The 21994-nt window shown below is 65.6% G+C and carries 22 protein-coding genes; 6 read left to right on the plus strand and 16 right to left on the minus strand.

From position 1 onward, the window contains the following. Nucleotides 1–238: 238 nt before the first annotated feature. Genes fadD5 through ACWDXS_RS01900 form a run of 3 tightly spaced genes read right to left on the minus strand, consistent with a single transcriptional unit; the run spans nt 239 to nt 3634 of the window. Nucleotides 239–1816 carry a fatty-acid--CoA ligase FadD5 gene (gene fadD5, locus ACWDXS_RS01890; protein ID WP_378989829.1) on the minus strand — a complete coding sequence of 526 codons (1578 nt, stop codon included), beginning with the start codon at nt 1814–1816 and terminating at the stop codon, nt 239–241. A 28-nt stretch (nt 1817–1844) separates the two neighbouring features. Beyond that, on the minus strand, nt 1845–2651 hold the full coding sequence (locus ACWDXS_RS01895) for an enoyl-CoA hydratase-related protein (RefSeq protein WP_449961005.1): 807 nt from the start codon (nt 2649–2651) through the stop codon (nt 1845–1847). Next, the gene (locus tag ACWDXS_RS01900) at nt 2648–3634 is read right to left on the minus strand and encodes an NAD(P)H-dependent flavin oxidoreductase (protein WP_379316900.1); all 987 of its coding nucleotides are present in this window, start codon (nt 3632–3634) and stop codon (nt 2648–2650) included. Before ACWDXS_RS01900 ends, ACWDXS_RS01895 begins: the two co-directional genes overlap by 4 nt. A gap of 232 nt (nt 3635–3866) precedes the next feature. On the opposite strand from ACWDXS_RS01900, the gene ACWDXS_RS01905 reads away from it, so the two are divergent. Continuing rightward, on the plus strand, nt 3867–4121 hold the full coding sequence (locus tag ACWDXS_RS01905) for a hypothetical protein (protein WP_449961009.1): 255 nt from the start codon (nt 3867–3869) through the stop codon (nt 4119–4121). Between the two features lie 74 nt (nt 4122–4195). Further along, a complete protein-coding gene (locus ACWDXS_RS01910; RefSeq protein ID WP_378989833.1) occupies nt 4196–5341 on the plus strand; it encodes an acyl-CoA dehydrogenase family protein in 1146 nt (381 codons plus the stop codon). A gap of 74 nt (nt 5342–5415) precedes the next feature. Here the strand turns inward: ACWDXS_RS01910 and ACWDXS_RS01915 are convergent, their stop codons facing one another. From ACWDXS_RS01915 to ACWDXS_RS01970, 12 genes are read right to left on the minus strand one after another with little or no spacing between them, the layout of a single operon-like run. After that, the gene (locus ACWDXS_RS01915) at nt 5416–6705 is read right to left on the minus strand and encodes a TetR/AcrR family transcriptional regulator (RefSeq protein WP_378989834.1); all 1290 of its coding nucleotides are present in this window, start codon (nt 6703–6705) and stop codon (nt 5416–5418) included. Between the two features lie 40 nt (nt 6706–6745). Further along, nucleotides 6746–7348, minus strand: a complete 603-nt coding sequence (locus ACWDXS_RS01920; protein WP_378989835.1) for a hypothetical protein — start codon at nt 7346–7348, stop codon at nt 6746–6748. Nucleotides 7349–7363: 15 nt separating this feature from the next. After that, entirely contained in the window at nt 7364–8548 is a 1185-nt protein-coding gene (locus tag ACWDXS_RS01925) for an MCE family protein (RefSeq protein ID WP_387447299.1), read from the minus strand. Further along, nucleotides 8545–9657 (minus strand): MCE family protein, encoded by a 1113-nt coding sequence (locus ACWDXS_RS01930; RefSeq protein WP_378989837.1) that lies wholly within the window; start codon nt 9655–9657, stop codon nt 8545–8547. Before ACWDXS_RS01930 ends, ACWDXS_RS01925 begins: the two co-directional genes overlap by 4 nt. Then, entirely contained in the window at nt 9654–10754 is a 1101-nt protein-coding gene (locus ACWDXS_RS01935; protein WP_387447300.1) for an MCE family protein, read from the minus strand. The genes ACWDXS_RS01930 and ACWDXS_RS01935 overlap by 4 nt, the downstream gene beginning before the upstream one ends. Then, nucleotides 10754–11767: an MlaD family protein gene (locus tag ACWDXS_RS01940; RefSeq protein ID WP_387447301.1), complete on the minus strand. Its 1014-nt coding sequence runs from the start codon at nt 11765–11767 to the stop codon at nt 10754–10756. Before ACWDXS_RS01940 ends, ACWDXS_RS01935 begins: the two co-directional genes overlap by 1 nt. Beyond that, nucleotides 11764–12786 (minus strand): MCE family protein, encoded by a 1023-nt coding sequence (locus ACWDXS_RS01945; protein ID WP_378989840.1) that lies wholly within the window; start codon nt 12784–12786, stop codon nt 11764–11766. Before ACWDXS_RS01945 ends, ACWDXS_RS01940 begins: the two co-directional genes overlap by 4 nt. Beyond that, nucleotides 12783–14225 (minus strand): MCE family protein, encoded by a 1443-nt coding sequence (locus tag ACWDXS_RS01950; protein ID WP_449961017.1) that lies wholly within the window; start codon nt 14223–14225, stop codon nt 12783–12785. The genes ACWDXS_RS01945 and ACWDXS_RS01950 overlap by 4 nt, the downstream gene beginning before the upstream one ends. A gap of 9 nt (nt 14226–14234) precedes the next feature. Then, nucleotides 14235–15098 carry an ABC transporter permease gene (locus ACWDXS_RS01955; RefSeq protein WP_378989842.1) on the minus strand — a complete coding sequence of 288 codons (864 nt, stop codon included), beginning with the start codon at nt 15096–15098 and terminating at the stop codon, nt 14235–14237. A 1-nt stretch (nt 15099) separates the two neighbouring features. Beyond that, nucleotides 15100–15951, minus strand: a complete 852-nt coding sequence (locus tag ACWDXS_RS01960) for an MlaE family ABC transporter permease (protein WP_378989843.1) — start codon at nt 15949–15951, stop codon at nt 15100–15102. 46 nt (nt 15952–15997) lie between these two features. Beyond that, nucleotides 15998–16183, minus strand: coding sequence for a hypothetical protein (locus ACWDXS_RS01965; RefSeq protein ID WP_378630924.1), 186 nt, complete (start codon nt 16181–16183; stop codon nt 15998–16000). Continuing rightward, nucleotides 16183–16407 (minus strand): hypothetical protein, encoded by a 225-nt coding sequence (locus tag ACWDXS_RS01970; protein WP_378989844.1) that lies wholly within the window; start codon nt 16405–16407, stop codon nt 16183–16185. The genes ACWDXS_RS01965 and ACWDXS_RS01970 overlap by 1 nt, the downstream gene beginning before the upstream one ends. 582 nt (nt 16408–16989) lie before the next feature. Between ACWDXS_RS01970 and ACWDXS_RS01975 the strand changes: the two genes are divergently transcribed. After that, a complete protein-coding gene (locus ACWDXS_RS01975; RefSeq protein WP_449961023.1) occupies nt 16990–18153 on the plus strand; it encodes a thiolase family protein in 1164 nt (387 codons plus the stop codon). A 509-nt stretch (nt 18154–18662) separates the two neighbouring features. After that, nucleotides 18663–19661 carry an oxygenase MpaB family protein gene (locus tag ACWDXS_RS01980; RefSeq protein ID WP_449961026.1) on the plus strand — a complete coding sequence of 333 codons (999 nt, stop codon included), beginning with the start codon at nt 18663–18665 and terminating at the stop codon, nt 19659–19661. A gap of 27 nt (nt 19662–19688) precedes the next feature. On the opposite strand, the gene ACWDXS_RS01985 is transcribed toward ACWDXS_RS01980, so the two are convergent. Further along, entirely contained in the window at nt 19689–20972 is a 1284-nt protein-coding gene (locus tag ACWDXS_RS01985; protein WP_449961029.1) for an MFS transporter, read from the minus strand. A 68-nt stretch (nt 20973–21040) separates the two neighbouring features. On the opposite strand from ACWDXS_RS01985, the gene ACWDXS_RS01990 reads away from it, so the two are divergent. Both ACWDXS_RS01990 and ACWDXS_RS01995 read left to right on the plus strand, forming a co-directional pair. Further along, on the plus strand, nt 21041–21448 hold the full coding sequence (locus ACWDXS_RS01990; protein WP_387447306.1) for a winged helix-turn-helix transcriptional regulator: 408 nt from the start codon (nt 21041–21043) through the stop codon (nt 21446–21448). 173 nt (nt 21449–21621) lie between these two features. Continuing rightward, a complete protein-coding gene (locus ACWDXS_RS01995; protein WP_449961031.1) occupies nt 21622–21888 on the plus strand; it encodes a hypothetical protein in 267 nt (88 codons plus the stop codon). The last annotated feature ends 106 nt before the right edge of the window (nt 21889–21994 follow it).

Here is a 21994-nt window from a genome sequence, read left to right on the forward strand (position 1 = left end):
CGGCGGTCGCTCGTGCGGGTGCATCATGTTCCGAACAAGCGATGCGGAATGAACAGTAACATCATTCAACGCGATGGCTCTATTGTGTGAATACACAGTGGAAATCCGACACTAATTCACGCAAATAATTGGAAATTCATTGTGGTCGAGTCGGCGACTGTCCGGGGGCTCATCGAGATCGGCGGTGGTCTCCTCGGAGGAGACCACCGCCGCAACCCGCAACGGAGTCGTAGCTACCTCAGCTGGTGACCACGGGTGTCAAGCCTGTCGAACCGTGCAGTTTGCGCAGCTCGTGCTTGACGACCTTGCCGCCCGCGTTGCGCGGCAGGGCGTCGACCACCACGAGGTCCTTCGGGTGCTTGTAGCGGGCGAGATGGGTGTTGAGATGCGGTTCCAGGTCGGCGAGACTGATGCCGCCGTCGTCCTCCACCGCCACGATCGCGACCGGGACCTCGCCCCATTTGTCGTCGACGCGGCCGATCACCGCCGCCTCTCTGATCCGTGGGTGCGCGAACAGCACGTTCTCCACCTCGGCGCAGTAGATGTTCTCGCCGCCGGAGATGATCATGTCCTTCTTGCGGTCGACGACGTAGACGAAGCCTTCCTCGTCGAGGCGCACGAGATCACCGGAGTGGAACCAGCCGCCCGCGAACGCGTCGGCGGTCGCGCGCGGGTTGTTCCAGTACTCGCGCATCAAAGTCGGTCCGCGATAGACGATTTCGCCGATCTCACCCTGGGCGACATCGTTCATCTCGTCGTCGACGACTCGGGTGGCGATGGTGGGAATCGGCTTGCCGACAGAGCCGAGCTTGCGGATCGCGTCCTCGCCGTCGAGGACGCAGGTGATCGGCGACATCTCGGTCTGCCCGAAGACCGCCACATTGAGCGCGTTCGGGAAGGTCTGCGCCATGGCCTGCAGCACGGTGTCGGAGGCCGGAGCCGCGCCCCAGCTGATCACTCGCAGCCGCAGATCACGCTGTGCGACAGTCGGATCGGCGCACACCACCTGCCACTGGGCGGGCACCAGGAACACCGAGGTCGCGCGCTCGCTCTCCCAGGCATCGAGCACCTCGGCCGCATCGAACGCCTTGAGCGGATGGATCACCGTCAACGCACCGAGTACGAAACACGATGCGATGCTGCCCAAGCCGGCGATGTGGAACAGCGGCGACGCGCAGAAGGCGATGTCGTCGGAGCTGTAGCGCATGGCGCGGATACAGGTGAGCGCCTGCGAGCTCATGTTCAGGTGGGTCAGGACCGCGCCCTTGGGGTTTCCGGTGGTGCCGGAGGTGTACATGATGAGAGCTGCGGTGTCCTCGGCGATGTCGCGCGGCTCGTGCGGTTCGCCGGTCTCGGCGATGAGGTCCTCGTAGCCGAGGACACCGTCGCCGGTCGGTGCGCCGACCACGATGTGAGTACGCAGATCGGGGGACTGGGCGCTCACCGCCGTGGCCAGCGGGGCGAGCACCGCGTCGGTGATGATCACCGCGGCGCCGCTGTCGGCGACCAGGAAGGCGATCTCGGGCGGAGTGAGCCGGAAATTCACCGGCACCGCGATAGCGCCCAGAGTGTTGATCGCGAATACCGATTCGAGGTACTCGATGTTGTTGAGCATCAAGATCATCACGCGGTCGCCGGCCTTGACGCCACGGCGATCGAGCGCGTCGGACAACCGTTCCACCCGCCAGTGCAGTTCACCCCAGCTGGTGGTCTTGCCGAGGTAGCGCAAGGCGGGAGCGTCCGGGATGGTGGTGGCATGGATCGCGATCTGGTTCATCCAGTGATTGCGGCGCGAGCGCAGGGGTTCTGTGGACATCGTCGTCTCCTCGAAGGCGCGGGAAGGGTTAGGCCGGTTCGGCGATCGGATGCACGGCGCCGGTGAAGTTCGGCGCGCGACGGGTCAGCATCGCGGTCATTCCTTCGAGGAAGTCCGCGGAGGTCAGCAGCTCGATCTGTCCGTCCTTCTCCCGCGTGAGCGCGGCGTCGAGTTCGGTCAGCGTCGCTGCGTTGATGGCAGCTTTCGTCAGTTGCAGCGCGCGGCGAGGACCCGCCACGAGTTGGGCGGCGACGGCGTCGATCTGAGCGTCGAGTTCGGCGGCGGGTACACACCGGGTGATCAAGCCCGCCGCAGCGGCGTCGGCGGCGGGCAATCGGGCGCCGAGCAGCGCCATTTCCGCGGCCCTGGCACGACCCATGGCCGCGGCGACGACCGCGGTTGCTCCGCCGTCGGGCATCAGCCCGATCGAGGTGAACGGCAGCAGCAGGTAGGCGCTGTCGGCCGCGTACACGAGATCGGCGGCCAGTGCGATCGACGCGCCGACGCCGGCGGCCGGCCCGTTGACCCGCGCGATGACGGGAAGCGGCGAGGCGATGATCGCGCGGATCAGCGCGTTGGCGGTGTCCATCACGACCTGCGGTGAGGCCTCGTTGCCGCCCGCGGCCGCGGCTGCGGCCAGGTCGGCACCGGTGCAGAACGCCTTGCCCGCGCCGGTCAGCACGATCACCCGAACCGAAGGCCGAGCCGGGGCAGCGCTGACGAGATCGCCCAGTTCGGTCATCGCCGCGAGATCGATCGCGTTCAGCCGTGCTTGGCGGTCGATCGTCAGGCGCAGGACGCCGCCTTCTTCCTCGACCAGAATGCTCTCGCTCATCGGGCCACCGTTTCGACGATCGACTGTGCCAGACGTCCCGCGATGAGGGTCTCGGCCTCGCGCACGATCCGCGCCACCAGATCCGCACAGGTGGGGATGTCGTGGATCAAGCCCTGGCACTGGCCGACGCTCCAGATGCCCGCGTCGAGGTCACCGTCCTCGTAGACCTTGCGGCCGCGCGCGCCCGCGACGAGTTCGCGGACATCGTCGAACGTGCCACCGCCGCGCTCGATCTCGACGACCTGGCGGCTGACGGCGTTGTCGGCGACCCGGGCGGTGTTGTTCAAGGTCCGGAAGATCAGCTTGGTGTCGAGCTCGGTGTTGGCGACGATCTGTTCCTTGACCACGTGCGCGATGGGCGATTCGACCGTGCACAGGAACCTGGTACCCATATTGACGCCGTCGGCGCCGAGCGCCATCGCGGCGACCAACCCGCGAGCATCGGCGATGCCGCCGGAGGCGATCATCGGGATCTCGATCTCGCGCGCGGCGGCGGGAATCAGGACCAAGCCCGGTGTGTCGTTCTCGCCGGGATGACCGGCGCATTCGAAGCCGTCGATACTCACCGCGTCGACGCCGACCTGCTGGGCTTTGAGCGCGTGCTTGACACTGGTGCACTTGTGCAGCACCTTGATGCCCGCGTCTTTGAGGTAGGGCAGGTGGGTCGCCGGGTTGCCGCCGGCGATCTCGACGATCGGGACGCCCCCATCGATGATCGCCTGGCGGTACTCCGCGTAGGGCGGCGGCGTGATCGAAGGCAGGATCGTCAGATTCACACCGAACGGTTTGTCGGTGAGATCCCTGGTCCGAGCGATTTCCTCGCGCAGTGCCTGCGGGGTCGGCTGGGTCAGGCCGGTGATGATGCCGAGTCCACCGGCCTCTGAGACCGCGGCCGCGAGTTCGGCACGGCCGACCCACATCATCCCGCCCTGCACGATGGGGTGCTCGACACCGAATGCCTCGGTGAATCGGGTGCGCAGCATTGAGCCTCTCTCCGCTCGGGAGTTCTGCGCCGGTTGCGGGGAACCCATGGCCTCTTTGCATCCGGCGAGAATCATGATTAACTTATTGAGAATGGGTGTTAACTTATCCGAGCTGGAGTGTTCCTGTCAACGAACTCGGCCCAAGCGCGAGAATCGCTGGGCTCACCCTGGCCGATCCGGTGGTCGGGGGTGCGTCGACGGGGCGATCCGATTCCTTCGAAAGAAGTCGCCGATGGCTGAATCCCTTGTCACAGAGGCTGTTGACAAGCAGTTTCTCGAGACCCACCGTCCCGTTGCCAGTGCGGTTCGCGGCCGTCGGCCGGTCGGCGATGCCGCCGTGGCCGCCGTGGCCGCACCGGGCTGGGTGGGAATCGGCGCCGAGGGCGGAAAGGCCGCTGTGCGGCGATGGGCGAAACATCTGATCGTCAACATCGACGAATCCCGCGCAACGCGGGCGAGGCACCCCAGCGCGTGTTCTGCGGCCTGATGATGGCCGACCACGTGGCGTCAACGCGCCGGTAACTGATCCTCAATCCAACGAAACAAGGGAGAACAATCACTATGGGCGTCGAATTCAGCCCGGAACAGCAGGATTTCGCGGCAGCGGTCGCCGCGTTCGCCAAGCGTGAGGCGGGCACCCGGGAAAAGCGTGACGCGCTCACCGACCATGATGCCGAGCAGCACAACGCGGATGTCTACGGCAAGATGGCCGAACTGGGCTGGCTCGGCCTGACGGTGCCCGAGGAGTACGGCGGCTCCGACGCCACGATGGTCGACATGTGCATCCTGCTCGAGGAGAGCCTGCGCGGCATGCTGCCGATCGGTGCGATCGGGCCGACCCTCATCACCGGTGGTGCCTACGCGAAGTTCGGCACCGAGGCACAGAAGGACGTGGTCCTGCGCGGCATCGTTCGTGGTGCGTCGCAGTCGATTTCGATGTCGGAACCGGAGGCGGGCTCCGACGTCGGCAACATCACCGCCAAAGCGGAGAAGACCAACGACGGCTGGCTGATCAACGGTCAGAAGACCTGGTGCTCCAACGCGCACATCTCGGAGAACATCCTGCTGGTCGTGCGCACCGATCGCAGTGGCGGCAAGCACGAGGGACTCACCATGTTCCATGTGCCCGCCAACACGCCGGGGCTCAAGATCAGCCCGATCGAGCTGATGGGCAACCAGAAGGAGACCAACGACCTGTACTTCACCGATTGCCTGCTTCCCGAGGACGCGGTGGTCGGCGAGGTGGGCAACGGCTGGCGTCAGCTGATGACCGGGCTGAACTTCGAACGGCTCATTCTGGCCGCGATGAGCCTCGGCGCTGCCGAGCGTGCCTTCGAGGACACGCTGCAGTTCATCAGTGAGCGCAAGCAGTTCGGCAGGCCGATCGGTTCCTTCCAGGCGCTGCGGCACCGCGTGGCCGACCTCGCGACCGAGATCGAATGCACCAAACTACTGGTCTACAGCGTGGCTGCCGCGGTCGACGCCAACCCGACCAAGACCTTCGCGCGCGAAGCATCGATGGCCAAGCTCAAGGCCACCGAGACGTCCAAGCAGGTCGCGCTGGCCGGGATGCAGATGATGGGTGGCTACGGCTACGCCCGGGAGTTCGACATGGAAAAGCATGTCCGTGGCGCCCTGGTCTCCACGATCTTCGGCGGTACGAGCGAGATCCAGCGCGACATCATCGGTAAGACGTTCGGTCTCTGACACGGAGGGGAAAGGGGCGTCCGACCGGTCACGGTCGGACGCCCCTGTCGATTGCGGCGCGAGTCGCTCGCTGCCTACCGTGGCAGGGGCTGACCGAGCAGAATGGTCTCCAGCAAACGGATCACCGTCTCCTGCGGACTGATTCCATGGTCACCGAAGGTGCGCCCGAGGTCGACCACGAGGCTGAAGGCCGCGTGCACGAGGATCCGGGCCTCGCCGATGGACAGGTCCGGCCTCGCTTCCACCACCAACTTCGCCCATTCGGTGATGATCAGCTGCTGGAGATGGCGCAGGGTCACCTGATCGGGTTGGTCTACATGGCTGAACTCGGCGTAGTAGACGAAGGTCAGCGCGCGCTCGGCGAACGAGCCGGAGACATAGAGCTCGATCAGTGTGCCGAGTGCTTCGGCCGGAGTGTCCGCGGCGGCTGTCGCTGGCGCGATCGCTCCCGATACCCGGTCGGCGGCGCGCCGGAACGCGGCTACCAACAGGTCGCTCTTGCTGCGGTAGTAGCGGTACACCGCCGATGCGGCCGACAGATCCGCGGCGGCGGCGATATCTTCCATGCTGACATTCGGATAGCCGCGCTCGTGGAACAGCTCGACAGCCTTGCCCAGCAGCAGATCATGTTTGAACGGCTGCGGTTGCTCGCCCCTCGAACCGGCAGTCTTCGTGCTGTCGTGTCCGCTGAGATCAGCGTCGATCAACGTCCAGCTGGTCGCATGGAGCAGCCGGGCGAGGGCCTTCACCGGAATGGTGGCGTGGTGGTCGCCGATGCTGCTCGCCACGGCAAAGATCGAGACTGCGCGAACCGCCCGGTCTCGACCGTCCAACTCGGGTCGTACCTCGCCGATCAGCTTGCGCAGCGTGGCGATCGCCGCGGCGAATTGATCGGTGAACTCCTGAAGATCGGCCGGCTCGAGATAGCGGCGCTCCCAGCGAGCCAGCGCCACGGTCGGCCGATTGGCGATGGTCAAGCCGATGATGGCGTCGAGCACATGGTCGACGCGCCGGCGCGGCTCCCAGTCGGCGGCCTCGGCGGGCAGCTCGACCGCGCCGACAGCGATCCCGGACAATCGCAGAAGTTCCTCCCGGAACAGTGCGTATTTGCTCGGAAAGTGCCGATACAGCGCGGTGGAACTGATGTCGAGGCGCCGTGCGATGTCGTCCATGCTGACACCGTGGTATCCGTGCGCGCCGAAGGCGGCGGCCGATTCTGCCGCGATCTGGGCACGACGATTCTTCGGCCTGCGCCTGACTTGGCGAGTCGGCGCATCCGCGGGGGATTCGTCTGCCTGGCTGCTCGTCGTCTTACCCTTTGTTCCGCGCGGGGACAGTGAGTTCCCGATGATCTTGCCTGTCATGCTATCGCCTGGCGGCGTGAGGTCGATCCGCCGGACCGCGTCATGGGGCGGGAGGCGAGGTCAACGGGGAGTTCACCTTCTCGACGAGCCAGCGGCCGTCGTCATTGTGCAGGTTGAACACCATCGACAGCTGACTCGGCTTGGGCTTGTGCTCGGTACCCAGGCTCGAGATGGTCGTTCCGATCACCACGATCGCCTCAGCGGAGTTCTCGTCGCCGGAACGCAGCGCGCACTGGGTATCGGTCACCTTCGAGATGACCTCACCCTGGGTGAGGGCGTCGCGCAGCTCGGTGCTGGTGGATTCGAACTGTTTCTTCCAGTCACCCGTCGCGCCCGCGAGGACAGCCTTGAAGTAGGTGTCGAGGCTCTTGCTGTCGTAGTCGGCCAAGGCCGGCGCGTAGTGGCACGCGGCCTCGCGGGCCTGCTGTTGGGCCGCGAGGAGATCGGTGCTGTTCTTGTTCTCCACGAACAGGAACACCGAGGTCGCCACCGAGGCGCCGAGGACGATCGCGGTGGCACCGCGCAGGCCGAGAGTTCTGCGGTCCATCGCCCACCACTTGGCCTCGGTGGCCGTCTTCGCATCGACTGTGTCCGCGAGCCCTTCCGATGGTGCTGTGCTGGTAGATGTTTCGTCGCTGGTCATTGTTTTTCGTGCTCCTTATCTTGGTGCGGGCACCGAGGGCTGGGACAGTTCGTCACCGGTCACACCGGGCGGCGGTCCCGCACCGTTGTCGGGGCCGGCGGGTCGTGGCGCGTTCGCCGACCCACGGACCTGCAGCGCTGGGTTGTCGGTGACGCAGTAGTTGTAGAGGCGCACCCTGGTATCGGCGGTGGCCTGTGTCGGCAGGATCGGAACAGTGTCGTAGTCGCAGGTCGGTCGCGGCCACGGATCCACGAGGGTGAAGAAGGCGTTGTCGTGGGCGGGGATCCCGACCGCCTCGGAGAAGCGGCTCAAGGTGGGAAACAGCAGCTCGATCGCGGGTTGACGCAATTTGGCCGCCCGGGTGATCGCCACGAAGTTCGTCACCAGGTCCGTGATCGGGTCGTGGGTGCGGGAGATGAAGCCCCCGAGCGTCGCCAGCTGACCCGGCCCCTCTTGGAGCAGATGCCGCAATTCGGCGTCGGCGGCGGAGAACTGCTGGAACAGGGCGCTACCCGCGTTGGTGAGGGTGCCGAGGTCGGGTTGCGCGTGCGCGGTCGTCGCGGCGATGACTTCCAGATTGCGCAGCAGCTGCTCGGTCTGCGGAAGCAGATCGGTGAGCCCCGCCATCGCACGACTGATCCCGGAGATCATGTTGCGCAAGCCGTCCGGTCCGCCCGCGAGCGCTTTGTCGAGTTCGTTGACGATGACATTGAGGCGGTCGGGGTTCAATCCGCCGACCAGGCCCGTCATGTTCGCCAGAACCGACTGCACCTGCACGGGCACGGCGGTGTCCGCCCGGGCGATGACGGAACCGTCGCGCAGAAAGGGTCCGGTGTCGGTATCGGGGCGAAAATCCAGGTACTGCTCGCCCGCGGCCGACAATCGGGCGACGGCGACTGTGCCGCCGACCGGAATCCGGGTGCCCTCCTCGATCTCGGCTACCGCCGCGACGCCGTCGCCGGCGACCCGCACGTCATCGACCCGGCCGACCCGAACGCCACGGAATGTCACGTCGCTGCCCGCGGTGAGCCCACCCGAGATGGCCAGTTCGACGGTGACAACGTAGCGCGAACTCGTCGGGTCGATCCGCAGCACGGCGCCGCCCAGGTAGAGACTGCCCAGCACCAGGACGACGACCAGACCGGCATTGGCGACCGCGATGCGACGGCGAACCAGCCACTCCCACAACGGTGAATTCATCGGGGCCCCTCGTGGGTCGGCTGCTGCGGTGTGCTGGTGAGGCGGCCGGTCACCTTGGCGATCACGTCGGTGATGCTGCCGAGGAACGCCGGCACATCGGTGCCGTCGGGCCAGCGGCTGCCGGCCGGATCGGTGATCGCACCGATATCGAGGTAGGACAGGATCGCTCCGACGGCCAGGGTCGGCCCCTGCATGCTGTCCATCACCGAGGGGTAGACGCTGTGGAAGCCCTCGAGCGTGCCGGTGAGGTCATCGCCCATCTGCGCGAACCCGGACATCAGATTCTGGATGCTCTGGAACAGGCTGACGAACTGCGGCCCGTTCGTGGCGCTGAAGTCGCCGAGGGCGTCCATCGTCACGGCCACCTTGTTGATCAGCTCGACGATGGCCTGGTTGTTCTCGGCGAACAGCCCGATCAATTGCGGGAAGCTGTCGGCCGCGGCGCCGAGTTCGGCTTTGCGCCGCGCCAATTCGCCGGTCAGTACCGACAACCCGGCGAGTGTCGCGTCGAGGTCGCCGGTGCGTGCGTTGAGCGCGCTGATGACCGAGGTCATCTCCCCGATCAGGTGCTGCAATTGGGGCGCCTTGCCCGCGAAGATGGAATTGAGCTCGGAGGTGACCTTGGCTGCCTGATTGAGTCCGCCGCCGTTGATCAGCATCGACACCGACATCATCAACTGCTCGACCGAGGCGGCCGATGCGGTGTGCTCGGCGCCGATGGTCGCGCCCGCACGCAGCGGTGGCCCGGCGGCCTCGGCACTGGGCAGGGTCATGGCGACGAAGATGTCACCGAGGGGTGTCGCCTGGCGCAGCTCCACGGTGGTGCCCTGCGGCAGCTGGATGTCGGTGCGGATCAGCATCTCGACATCGGCGAGGAACGCGGTCGTCGAAATTCCGGTGACGACACCGATATCGGTGCCGCCGATCTTGACGTGGGCGCGATCGGGCAGATTGAGCGCGTCGCGGAATGTGGCGTGCAGGGTATAGCCGGGCCCGCCGATGCCCGGTTCGGGCATCGGCAGTTCGGCCACGGTCATCGAGCAGCCGCTGCTCGATGCGGCCACGGCGGCGGCGCAGAAGGCCGCGGCCAACGTGGTGCGCAGAGTCATTTCGTCAGTCCCAACAGCGCGGCGGTCAACCCGAAGTCCGGGCCCATATCGGAAATCTTGCCGGTGCGGCAACCGTCCAGCCGCATCTGCACGCGCTCGCAGAACAGCGAGACCACCTCGCTGTCGAGCACGATCTTGTCGAGCAGACCGTGCAGGCGCAGCGCCTGGTGTTCCCGGCTGATCGCATTGTCGAAGTTCTGGAACATCAGCGGACCGACGTCGATGATCTCGGTCAGATTGCGGGCATTGGCCCGCATCTGGGCGGCGATCGCGACGAACTTGGTGAGCGCGCCCGCGAGCTGATCCTGATTCTGGCCGACCACCGAGGAGGTATTGGTGATGAAGTCGTCGAGCTGGGTCAGCACCGCCTGCAGACCGGGGGACTGCTGCCCGAACAACGCGACCAATTCGGTGATGCGACCGCTGAAATCGCGGACGGTCTGATCGTTGTCGGCGACGATCTGGGTGATCTCACCGAGTTCGATGATGGTGTTGGCGATCTGATCCTTGTTGGCGAAAGTCAGCTCGAAGGCCGCCGACAGTTGGTCGAGCGTTTCGCGCAGCCGGTCGCCGTTGCCGTCGAGCAGTGGGAAGAGCACCCGGCTCGCCATGGGCCCGCTCTGGCTGTCGCCCTTGAGCGCCTCGCCCAGCTGATCGAAGTTGGCCAGGATCCGGTCCAGCTCGACCGGTGTCCTGGTGCGCTCCAGCGGAAGATGCGCGCCGTCGGCCAGCTCGGGTCCTGCGCCGGTATAGGCCGGAGCGAGCTCGACATGGCGGTTGGTGATCAGCTGCGGCGACACCAGCGCCGCCATCGCTTCGGCGGGAATGCGCACGTCGCGGTCGACCGACATCACCACCTCGACGTAGCTGCCGCGCGGTGTCACCGAATCGACGACTCCGACCGGCACCCCGAGCACCGAGACCTCGTTGCCCGCATACAGTCCGGCCACGTTCTCGAAGTCGGCGCTGATGCGCTTCTGCTCGCCGAGTACCTGGTTACCCAGTCCGGTCAGGCTGTCGGGCAGCAGGGCGCAGCCCGAGGCGAGGGTCGCGGCCAAGCAGAGCGCCGCCAGCTTGCTCGTGCGTTCGGTCCTCATCAGTTGCACCCCTGTACAGCCTGTGCGAAGCACAGCCAGTTGTCCGGAAGGATCCACGGTGCCCAGATCTCGCCGTAGGGACCGTTGCCGAGCAGATTGTTGAACTGGCGCAACGTGACCGGGGCGTACTCGTAGATCCGGTCCAGGTTCTCCTTGTTCTTGGTCAGGCCGTCGGCCATCGTGTTGAGGTTGGCGATCAGCGGTCCGAGTTCACCGTTGTTCTCGATGCCCATGTCCTGCAGCAGCCTCGACATGTCGGCGACGTTGTCGAGCAGCTGGGTGAGCAGGGTCTGGCGCTTCTGCACCGCCGCCCCGATCGCTTCGCCCCTGGTGAGCAGCACCAACACACTGTTGCGGTTGTCCGAGACCAGTTGCGAGACCTGATCCATGCTCTTCAGCAGTGTGTCGACCTCGTCACGCCTGCTGTTGATCACCTGGGCGAGTGAGCCGATGCTGTCGAGGGCCTGCACCGCCATGGCGGGTGAATCGCCCAGCTGGGCGCTGAACACATCGAGCGCGGTGCGCAGTTTGTTCGGGTCGATCCGTTCGATCCGCTCGAACGAGGAGGTGTATTTCGGGTCCTGGATAACCTTGCTCAGGTTGTACGGCACCTCGGTGCTGTCGAGCCGGATCCGGTTGTCGGGGAGCTCTTTTCCGTCACCGGGCCGCAGCACGATGTGCAGCCTGCCGAGGATGGTCGACATCTTGATCGCCGCGTGGGCGTTGGCGCCGAGGCGGATGTCCTTGCGGATCCGCAGTGCCACTTCCACCCGATCGTTGACCAGTTTCACCGCCTGGACCTCACCGACCTCGATGCCGGAGACATCGACCGTCGCGCCGGGCCGAAGGCCCGCGGCCTGGGCGAACTCGGCGTGCACGGTCTTGTCGCCGAGCTGGACCTGGTTGAGCAGATTCGAACCGCCGAGCAACACCAGCACCGCGAGGGCCGCGATCAGGCCGAGCCGCAGGTGCCGGTTGTGCCGCAGAAATGCTGGAACGCGTGGTTTGATCATCGGCACACTTCCGATTGTGAGGTGCCGCCGACCTGGGAGAACAAGCCCTCGGGCAGGAGAACGCCCCACAGGGAGACGTCGAGGCGGCAGATGTAGGCATTGCCGTAGGTCCCGTATTGGGTGAACCTGGCGACGCCGTTGAGGAAGTCCGGGAATTCGACCGCAGCGCGATCGAGCGCGGCGCCGTTGTAGAGCAGCATCATCACGCCTGTGGTCGCGTTGCGTTGCGCGTCGGCCAAGCCGGGCTTGACCTGTTCGATGAGCGAGACCAACCCGTTCGTCGCTCCCGCCACCCGTTCGACCGAACTCTTCAACGATTCGCCCTCGGTGTAGAGCCCTTCCATCAAACTGCGAGTCTGGGTGATCAGGGTCTCCAGCTCATCGCTGCGGTTGGCCAGACCGGCCATCACCGAGCTGAGATTGCTCAGCACGTCGCCGATGATCTGATCGCGTTCACCGAACGTGCTGGCCAACTGGGCGGCCTGGGTGATCAGCGCGGCCAGCGACACCTCGTTGCCTTGCAGTGCCTGGATGAGGGTTTCCGACAGCGAATTGATCTGGTCGGGTTGCAGCACACTGAACAGCGGCTCGAATCCGGACAGCAGCGCCGAGACATCGAACGACGGCTCGGTCCGCTCGAGCGGGATCTGTGAACCGGCGGGGACAACGGTGCCCTCGCCGGTGCCCGGCGCCAGCGCCAGGTAGCGCTGACCGATCAGATTCTGGTATCGCACCAGGGCTTTGGTGGTGTCGGTCAGGTGCTGGCGCGACTCGATCTGGAAGTCGACCTTTGCGATGTAGTTATCGGTGAAGTCGATCTTGTCGATCCGGCCGACCCGTACACCCGCCATCCGGACGTCGTCGCCGATGCGCAATCCGAGGACATCGGTGAAGACCGCCGAGTAGCTCGTCGTATTGCCGGGGACACTGCGTTGCAGGGTCGACCAGATCGTGTAGGTGAGCAACGTCGCCAGTACGGCGAAGAAGCTGAACCCGAGGAGCGCTTTGGTGGATTTCACTGTTGGACACCACCTTCGGTGTCGGGGACGATGGGAATATTGCCCAGGATCGACCCGAGCAGCAGCAGCTGGCTGAACGTCGGTGTACCGCCGACCAGCGCCGACACCGCGGCGATGCCGCTCAGCCGAGGCTGCGCCGCCGGGGTGGCGGCGGGCGCGAGATCGTGGGATGCGGCGGGCGCGGTGATCCCCGGGATGGCGGGCAGTCCCGGAATGGCGGGCAGACCCGGAATCGTCGGCAGGCCGGGCACCGTCGGCACGGTGATGCTCGGTAGCGCGGGCAGACCGGGAATCGGCAGTACCGGTGCCGGTCCGGCGGACTCGAGCCGCTTCGGGAGCATCTGTGCCGGATACTCCTGCGGCGGTGCGACTTCGGGCACGGACGGTCCGCCGCATCGGGGCCCGGCCATCGCACCGTAGTGCGGGCAGTCCTTCGCGGTGTATTGCTGGAAGGGTGTGAACGTCACGTCCATGCGCCAGGTCATCTGTTTGCGCGGGCCGAAGTTGAACACCTGCTGCAACCTGCGGAACGACGTGTTGAGGTTGGCCGCCGTCGACTGGAGCGCGCCGGGATCCTTGGCGATGCCACCGAGCAGCTGGTCCAGGCCGGAGACCAATTCCTTGCCCGAATCGGGATTCGCGGCGAACAGGGCGTTGACCGATTCGATGGTGGAATTGCCCTGGGTGAGCAGCTCCACCAACTGGGTGCGGTGCTCGTTGAGCGTGCGCGCAGAGGTCACCGAATCGGCCAGCACGCCGACCAGCTCCGGTGCCGACTGGCTCAGTGCCGTTGCCGCCTGACCGAAATTGCCGAGCAGGTGGCCGATTTCGGGGATCTGGTGGACTGTGGTGAGCCAGGTATCCAGGCGCTCCACCGTGGAACCCGGCACGCGGCTGCTCGGGTCGAGCGCGGCGGACAGGGTGGCCAGCACCCGGCCGAGCTTCTCGGGCTGGATGGTGGCGAGCACATCGCGCAGTGTGTTGAGTGTGGACTGCAGCGCAATCGTGGCGGCGCTGGTGTCCTCGCGGATGGTCGCGCCCTCGCGCAGCCCCTCGGCGGTCCCCCCGTTGTCCACGAGCTGGAGCGAGGAGACGCCGAAGATGTTGTCGGGTACGACGCGCACGGTGACCGTGTTCGGAATCGTCTGCGCGAGGCCCGGTTTCAGCTCCAGCGTGGCGTGCTGGCGTTCGCCCTTGGCGACCATCTCCACCGAGCCGACCGCGCCGACCAGCATGCCGCGGTACTTCACGTCGGCACGCTGGGGTAGCCCGTCGCCGGTGCTGGTGAGGTCGGCGCCGACCACCACCGTGTCCTCGAACTCGCCGTTGTAGCGCAGTGCGAGCAGATACAGAGCGACCGCGAACGCGGTGATCACCGCCAGTCCCGCGAGCGTGAGCTGCAGGGGTTTGGGGCCGCGGCCGCTGAGATCGAGAATCATTCGATCGACCTATCCCGAGATCCGGAATCCGGGGTCGATGCCCCAGATCGCAAGGGTGAGAAACAGATTGGTGAAGACCATGACGACGATGACCATCTTGATGGCCCGGCCCGCCGCGACCCCGACGCCTTCGGGGCCCCCGGAGGCGACAAAGCCGTAGTAGCACTGGATGAACGCCGCGATGAGGACGAACACCACTACTTTGAAGATCGAATAGAACACGTCCCCGCCCAGCAGGAACTGGAAGAAGTAGTGGTCGTAGGTGCCCGCGGTGGTACCGCCCAGGAAGAGCACCGACAGTTTTGTCGCGATGTAGGCGACTGCGAGGCCGAGTGTGTAGAGGGGAATGATGGTGATCGTCGCCGCGATCATCCGGGTGGTCACCAGATAGGGCAGTGGCCGGATCGCGATGGATTCCAGGGCGTCGATCTCCTCGGAGATCCGCATCGAGCCGAGCTGCGCGGTGAATCGGCAGCCGGACTGGATGGCGAAGGCCAGCGTGCCCAGGATCGGCGCGATCTCACGGGTGGTGGCGAAGCCGGAGATGGCCCCGGTCAGCGGTCCCATGGTGAGCAGGTTCAACGCGGTGTAGGACTCGACTCCGACGGTGATGCCGCCGAACGCGCACAGCACGATGACCACGCCGACGGTGCCACCGCCGACGATGAGCGAGCCGTTGCCCCAGCCGACGTCGGCGACCAAGCGGGCTACTTCCTTGCGGTAGTGACGCAGGGTGAACGGGATGGCGATCAGGGCCTGGAAGAACACGATGGCCTGGTGGCCGAGGCGCTGATTGGCTTGGACAGGGATCTTGGCTGTCGCGCTGATCGCGCGGACCGGCCGCAGTGCGGGCGGGACGTACTCGGCGGCCATCTCACACCACCTTCGCGGGGAAGAAGCTGTTGTACAGCTGGGTAACGATGATGTTGGTGGCGAACAGCATCAGGGCGGAGGTGACCACCGCCGAGTTCACCGAGTTCGCGACACCACCGGGACCGCCCTTGGTGTGTAGTCCGATGTCGCAGGCGATGATCGCGGTGAGCGCACCGAAGATCGCCGCCTTGAACAGCGCGACCATCAGGTCGTTCGCGACCGCGAACGAGGCGAACGAGCTGATGAACGATCCCGGCGTGCCCTGCTGGGCATAGACATTGAACAAGTAGGCGGTGGCGAAGCCGACGAACACGATGAACCCGCACAGCAGCATGCTCACCAGTACCGCGGCGGCCAGTCGCGGGGCGACCAGCCGGCGCACCGGGTCGACGCCCATCACCTTCATCGCGTCGATCTCCTCCCTGATCGTGCGGGAGCCCAGATCGGCGCAGATGGCCGAGCCGACCGCGCCCGCGATCATCAGGGAGGTGACCAGCGGTGCGCCCTGGCGGATGATGCCGAGTCCGGCGACCGCACCGATGAAGGTGGTGGCGCCGACTTGGTTGACCAGCGCGCCGACCTGGATCGAGACGACCACCGCGACCGGAATCGCGACGAAAACGGTCGGCAACGCCGAGACGTTGGCCATGAAGGCGCACTGTTTGATGAACTCCTGGAACGGAAAGCGCCGTTGCACGAGAGAGAGAAACAACTGCGCGATCGTTGCCCGACCGAGGAGGACCTGCCTGCCGAGAGTCTCGAGCGACTGCTGAGGATGCCGTCGCCAGAGCCCGGTGGCGCTGTCGATGAGCCGTCCGATCTCGGACGGTTCGGTGGCCGGTTGCGGCGTCACGCTGCACCGATCCTTTCTTGCTGCGGGGGATTGTGTTCCCGGCTGCTCAGAGCGAGCTCAGCCAGTGTTCGAGGAGGACGACGAGTGCGCCGACGGCCGCCAGACACAAGGCGATGACGCAGAGCAGCGCGATCCACATGCCCACTCGGAGAACAGGATTGACCTGTGTCCGCCCGCCGAGGATCTTGACGATGATCACGATGATGTCGATGACCCATACCAGCGCCATCATCAGGTCATCGTCACATTCGCGAAGACGAGTACGGGCCAGCACACGATCGATCCGAGGAACGAGACGATCAGGTCGGCCCCATGGAGGTCACGCAGATGACTGGTGTGGGTGAGTGTCCAGATGACCCCGACCAGTCCGTACGGGATGCCGATGATGATGAGCGTGCCGAGAAATTCGGACACCTTCATCTCATAGCTGAGAAATCTGTCCAGCCGTCGCAACATGGTGGTACCGGTGTCCTTCCTCGGGACCTTGGACGACGTCAGGCCTGCCGGCCGCCGTCGTTGGCGGTGCGATGTTGTTGTCGAGCGTTCTTTGGGGGTGGACCCGAAGGGTGATCGCCGTCCCCTGAGTCATGCAAGAAGTGTGGAGGCTTCCAGAGCTCAGGAGGTCGATCACCGAAGATCAAGTTACTACCCATTCTCATCGCTGTGATGAGAATTACCGGTAACATATCTCATAGATTCGGGATTGCCTATAGGGCACCGAATCGAGTGCTGTCGCAGGTTGCGCCCGCGGCATCCTGCTCGCCGGTCGTCTACTGGCGGGTTGGCGCGGGTCCTTGCGAGCGGAGGGGGCATCGCATCGGCATCGGACGCCGCTGAGGGGTGCGTTCCGGTGCCGATGCGACCCGCGCATCATGCCCCCAACTCGTGATGCTGCGGAATGAAGAGTAACATAGATGTGCTACACAAAGGCTAACTCACTGGCTATATGGCTAGTCATCGATGGCCCATGGTAAGAATGGAAGTTAACTTACTTGATTGATGTCGTCGTGTGCTCGGCGACCGTGCAGGAGGTTCAAGATGTCAGCTGTCATCGTCGATGTGGTTCGTACGCCGTCGGGTCGAGGTAAGTCCGGCGGAGGACTGTCGTCGGTGCATCCGGCCACCCTGCTGGCCGGTGTGCTGGCAGAGTTGGTCGCGCGCACCGGGATCGATCCGGCCCTCGTCGACGACGTGATCGGCGGCTGTGTCACCCAGAGCGGTGAACAGGCCAACAACATCAGCAGGACCGCGGTGCTGGCGGCGGGCTTCCCGGAATCGGTGCCTGCCACCACGGTTGACCGACAGTGCGGTTCGAGTCAGCAAGCCGTGCATTTCGCCGCCCAGGGTGTGCTCGCCGGCGCGTACGACGTGGCGATCGCCTGTGGCGTCGAGTCGATGAGCCGCACGCCGATGTTCTCCAACACTCAGGGCAAGGACTCGCTGCGTGGCCCGCTCGCCGCTCGCTATCCGGCCGGCCTGATCGGGCAGGGGATCGCGGCCGAGATCATCGCGGCCCGTTGGAAACTGGACCGCGCGGTCCTCGACGAGTTCGCGGCCCGCTCGCATCGGCTGGCCGCCGCCACCGCGGCATCCGGCGGGTTCGATGCCGAGCTCGTTGCCGCTGGAGAACTCGTCGCCGACGAGACGATACGCACCGGGACGACTGTCGAAGGGTTGGCGGGTCTGCGCCCAGCCTTCACCGATCCCGCTCTCCTGGACCGGTTTCCGGAGATCAACTGGTCGGTGACCGCTGGCAACTCCTCGCCGCTCACCGACGGTGCGTCGGCGGCGCTCATCATGAGCGAGGCGATGGCGGCGAAGCTGGGGTTGACCCCCCGCGCCCGCTTCCACTCCTTCGCCGTTGTCGGCGACGATCCGACGCTCATGCTCACCGCCGTGGTTCCCGCGACGCGCAAGGCGCTCGACCGGGTCTCACTCACCGTGGACGACATCGATGCCTTCGAGGTGAACGAGGCGTTCGCACCGGTCCCGCTCGTGTGGCAACACGAGCTCGGCGCCGACCCGGCCAGGGTCAATCCGCGTGGCGGCGCGATCGCGCTCGGGCACCCGCTCGGCGCTTCCGGGACCCGCTTGCTCGCGACGATGCTCAACCATCTCGAACAGACCGGCGGTCGCTACGGTCTCCAGACCATGTGCGAGGCAGGCGGATTGGCCAACGCTACGATCATCGAACGCCTCTGAGTCTGCGCGGTGAACGCCCCCGCTGGACGCGATGTGCGGTCGGCGGGGGCGTCGAACTGATTGCCGGTACCGCCGCGGTTCGCGAGGTTCCGCGACTCGATGACGGGCGAGCAGTCGGTCGACGGCGTCGTGCGAAGGATGGGGCGCAAGACTCGCGGCGGTGGGGGCAAAGGGCCTGGACGTCCCACGCCGCGAGCCTTGCGCTCCGGGAGCGAACTCCCGGAATGCCACCTATCGGCGGCAGTCGTGTCCACCTGGCGCCGCAGTGCATGCCCGCTCCGTAGCGCTGGTGAATGCGCATCAACTTAGTTATACAAAGCTGCGGTGTCAATCCTTTGTAGGCCCTATTTTGGGTCCGCTTTCCTCTCTGTTCATTCGAGGAATAGTCGGTAACATAATGGGTGTGCCGAGGTATCCTTGGCGCCGAACCGCGTTCGCGAGGTGCGTCGGGCTGCTGTGCATCGCCTCGGCTACTCGGTCGCGCGGCACATCTCTGGGAAAGGATGACGATGAGCACGGCAACCAGGCCTGGCGACCCCGATTACGTCGACCCGCACAGTGATTCCTACGTCGACGAAGGGGCCGGACCCGCGTGGCGTCGGTCGGCCACCCCGGCGGTGGAACCCGCCGCGACGGAGCATGCGCTGACTCTCGACCGGGTTCGCCTCCATATTCCCGACACTCACCGGTCCCCACGCAAACGGCCCGCCCAGCTGGCCGATGCCTTGGACTTCTGGATGTTCGCGGGCGCGGCCGCGAACGTGGCGATGCAGTTCGCACACCAGGGGGTCGCGGCGGGTGTGATGGAGAGTCCGGTCGAATCCGGTGCGCTCATGGTGCATCCGTGGAAACGGCTGCGGACCACCTCCGCCTACCTCGCGGTGGCCGTTCTCGGCACCGACGAGGACAAGTCGGCCATGCGCGAAGCGGTCAATGTCGCGCACCGCCAGGTCAGATCGCGGCCGGATTCGAAGGTGAAGTACAACGCCTTCGACCGGAACCTGCAGATGTATGTGGCCGCGGCGATCTACATCGGCTTCGAGGACACGCACCAACTGCTGTGCGGCAAGATGACCGACGACGAACTCGAGGCGTTCTACCAGGGCGCCGACACCTTCGGCACCACGCTCCAGGTACACCCCGACATGTGGCCCAAGACGCGGGCCGAGTTCGACGAGTACTGGCTCGAGGCGTGCAAGCAGGTGGTGTGCGATGACGAATTCCGCGCCTACATCGACGATCTGCTGCACCTGCGGATGATTCACTGGTCCATCCGGGTGATGTTCGGCAGCCTCCTACAGTTCCTGACCGCGGGCTTTCTGCCGCCGCATTTCCGCGAGCAGATGGCGATCGAGTGGAGCGCCGCGGATCAGCGCAGATTCGAGCACCTGTTCCAGTTCGTCGGCTTCGTCAACCGCTTCATCCCGAAGTTCATCAGGTTCGCCGGCACCAACGCGATGATGCGCGACGTGCGCAGCCGCATCAAACGGCAGAAGTCGCTCATCTGACCGAACGGAAGCGCGCAAGGTGCGGGCTCATCTGATTCGGGAGCCGGTGGTGCCGAGGGCGGCGGCGGTGAGACAGGCGAGGGCGGCGGTGATCCACAGGGGAGTGTAGGAGCCGTTGAGGTCGCGGATCAGGCCGCCCGTGAGGGCCATCGCGCCCGCGCCGAGTTGGTGGAAGACGCTGATCCAGCCGAACGTCAGGGCGCTGTCGGCACCGAAGTAGTGCCGGCACAGAGTCAGTGTCGGTGGCACCGTCGCGACGTCGAGGACGCCGAACACCACAGCGAAGACGACGAGGTCGGGGGACCACCCGCTGGTGAACAGGATGGGGAGGAGGGCGAGGGACACACCACGACCGAGAAAGAATACGGCGAGAAGCAGTCGCGGTTCGATCCGGTCGGTGAGCCAGCCCGCGGAGACGGTGCCGAGGATGTTGGCGACGCCGATGATCGCCAGCAGGCCCGACGCGGCCGTGGCGGCCATGCCGTGATCGTGCGCGGCAGGGGTGAAGTGACTCCACATCAGGCCGTTCGTGGTCGCACCGCACAGTGCGAACATCGAGGCCAGCACCCAGAACCGGGTGTCGCGCGAGGCGCGGAGCAGGGCGGTGATCGTGCGGGCGAACGGGTTGACGCGGCGATCGGTGTCGGCAGGCTCGGTGTCGGGGTTCGCCCCATAGCGGACCGCGCCGATCGCGGTGGGGCTCTCGCGCAGGAAGAGCAGGACGCCGAGCAGGGCCGCCGTCGCGACAGCTCCGCAGGCGAGAACAGGCGCGCGCCAGTCGGCTCGCTCGAGCAACACGGACAGCAGGGGCAGCATCGCAAACTGACCGAATACGCTTGCCGCGGTGAGTAATCCGGTAGCAAGACCGATCTTGCGGTAGAACCAGCGATTCGCCACGGTCGCGGCGAACACCGTCGTGATCGACCCGGTCCCGACCCCGATGGCGAAACCGAACCACAGCACGAACCAGAAGACCGACGGAGTCCAGATCGCGGTGAGGACCGAACTCGCGATCAGCGCGAGCAGTGCGTACGACGTCACCCGGCGGATGCCGTAGCGGTCCATCATGGCCGCGGCGAACGGCCCGACCACCCCGTAGAGCACCATGTTCACCGCCACCGCGGCGCCGATTCCGGTGCGACTCCACCCCTTCGTCTCGACCAGCGGTTCGGTGATCAGCCCCGCGATCGTGGCGAAACTCCCCGCCGCGACGAGCGCGAGGGCCGCCACGGCCACGATCGTCCACGCGGGATGAAAACGGGGCGCCCGCCGGATCGCGCGCTGCTCGATATCGACTGCGGAAATGCCCACCGGAATCCTTCGCGTTGGCTCGACGTCCTTACTCTCGTTTCTAGCAACCAACGGTCAGGATCGACAGTATGCACAATCTTGTCCATATGGACGAAATGGATATCATCGAGCGTATGGCAACCACGGAGGAAGTCCGGGCGCCGATCGTCCGAGCGATGCGGAGCTGCCCCGTCGAGGTGAGCATCGCCGTCCTCGGCGGCGCCTGGAAGATGACCATCGTCAAGCACCTGCTCGACGAGCCCCTGCGCTACGGCGAATTACGCCGCAAGGTCGGCGAGGTAACCCCCCGCGTCCTCACCCGTCAGCTCCGCGAGCTGGAACAAGACGGCATCGTCAACAGACATTCTTTTGCCGAAGTCCCACCACGCGTGGAATATTCGCTCACCCCGACCGGGCAGGCACTGCGCGGTTTCGTGTCCGAGCTGAACCGCTGGGGTGCGGAATACGTCGAGAGTATTGCCCGTCCCGACCGGTGAGCACTGACGGGATGGCGCCTGCGGAAGGTCCCCGACCTGGCTGGCCATACGCCTGTATCCGAGTAGGTTGCAGACAAGAGCAGTAGTGGGAGGTATCTATTTCTGAGATCCTCAGCAACGCTTGACAACTGGTCCGCGACCGCGTTGTCCGAGCTGAACTCGAAGGAGGACGGATGAGCGTTTCCTGGAAGGACGTCCAGGCGTTCCGTGGTCGAGGTGAAGTCGCGAACGCGCTCGCCAGTCGTGCGCAGGACGTCGATCGCTGGGCGGAATCCAAAGGCTACGAGGTGCGCGATGATGGCTCCATCCGTGACGTGTGGCGCGCGACCGGCCGGGACATCGAGCTGACCGGAGCGGAGTCGGTGCGCCGATACAAGGTGGTGTTCGACCTGCGATCCGCCATCGATGCGGTCCTCTCGGATGCGCAGCCGCACGAGTAGCGACGTCAGTACGGGCGAGGTCATCCAGATTTTCGGCGGTCGCGGCGTCGTCTGCGTGTGTCCGAATACGGAGATCTTGCGTGCGGCGGCCGGCACACGGGCTGGT

This window comes from Nocardia sp. NPDC003183 (genome assembly GCF_053590715.1).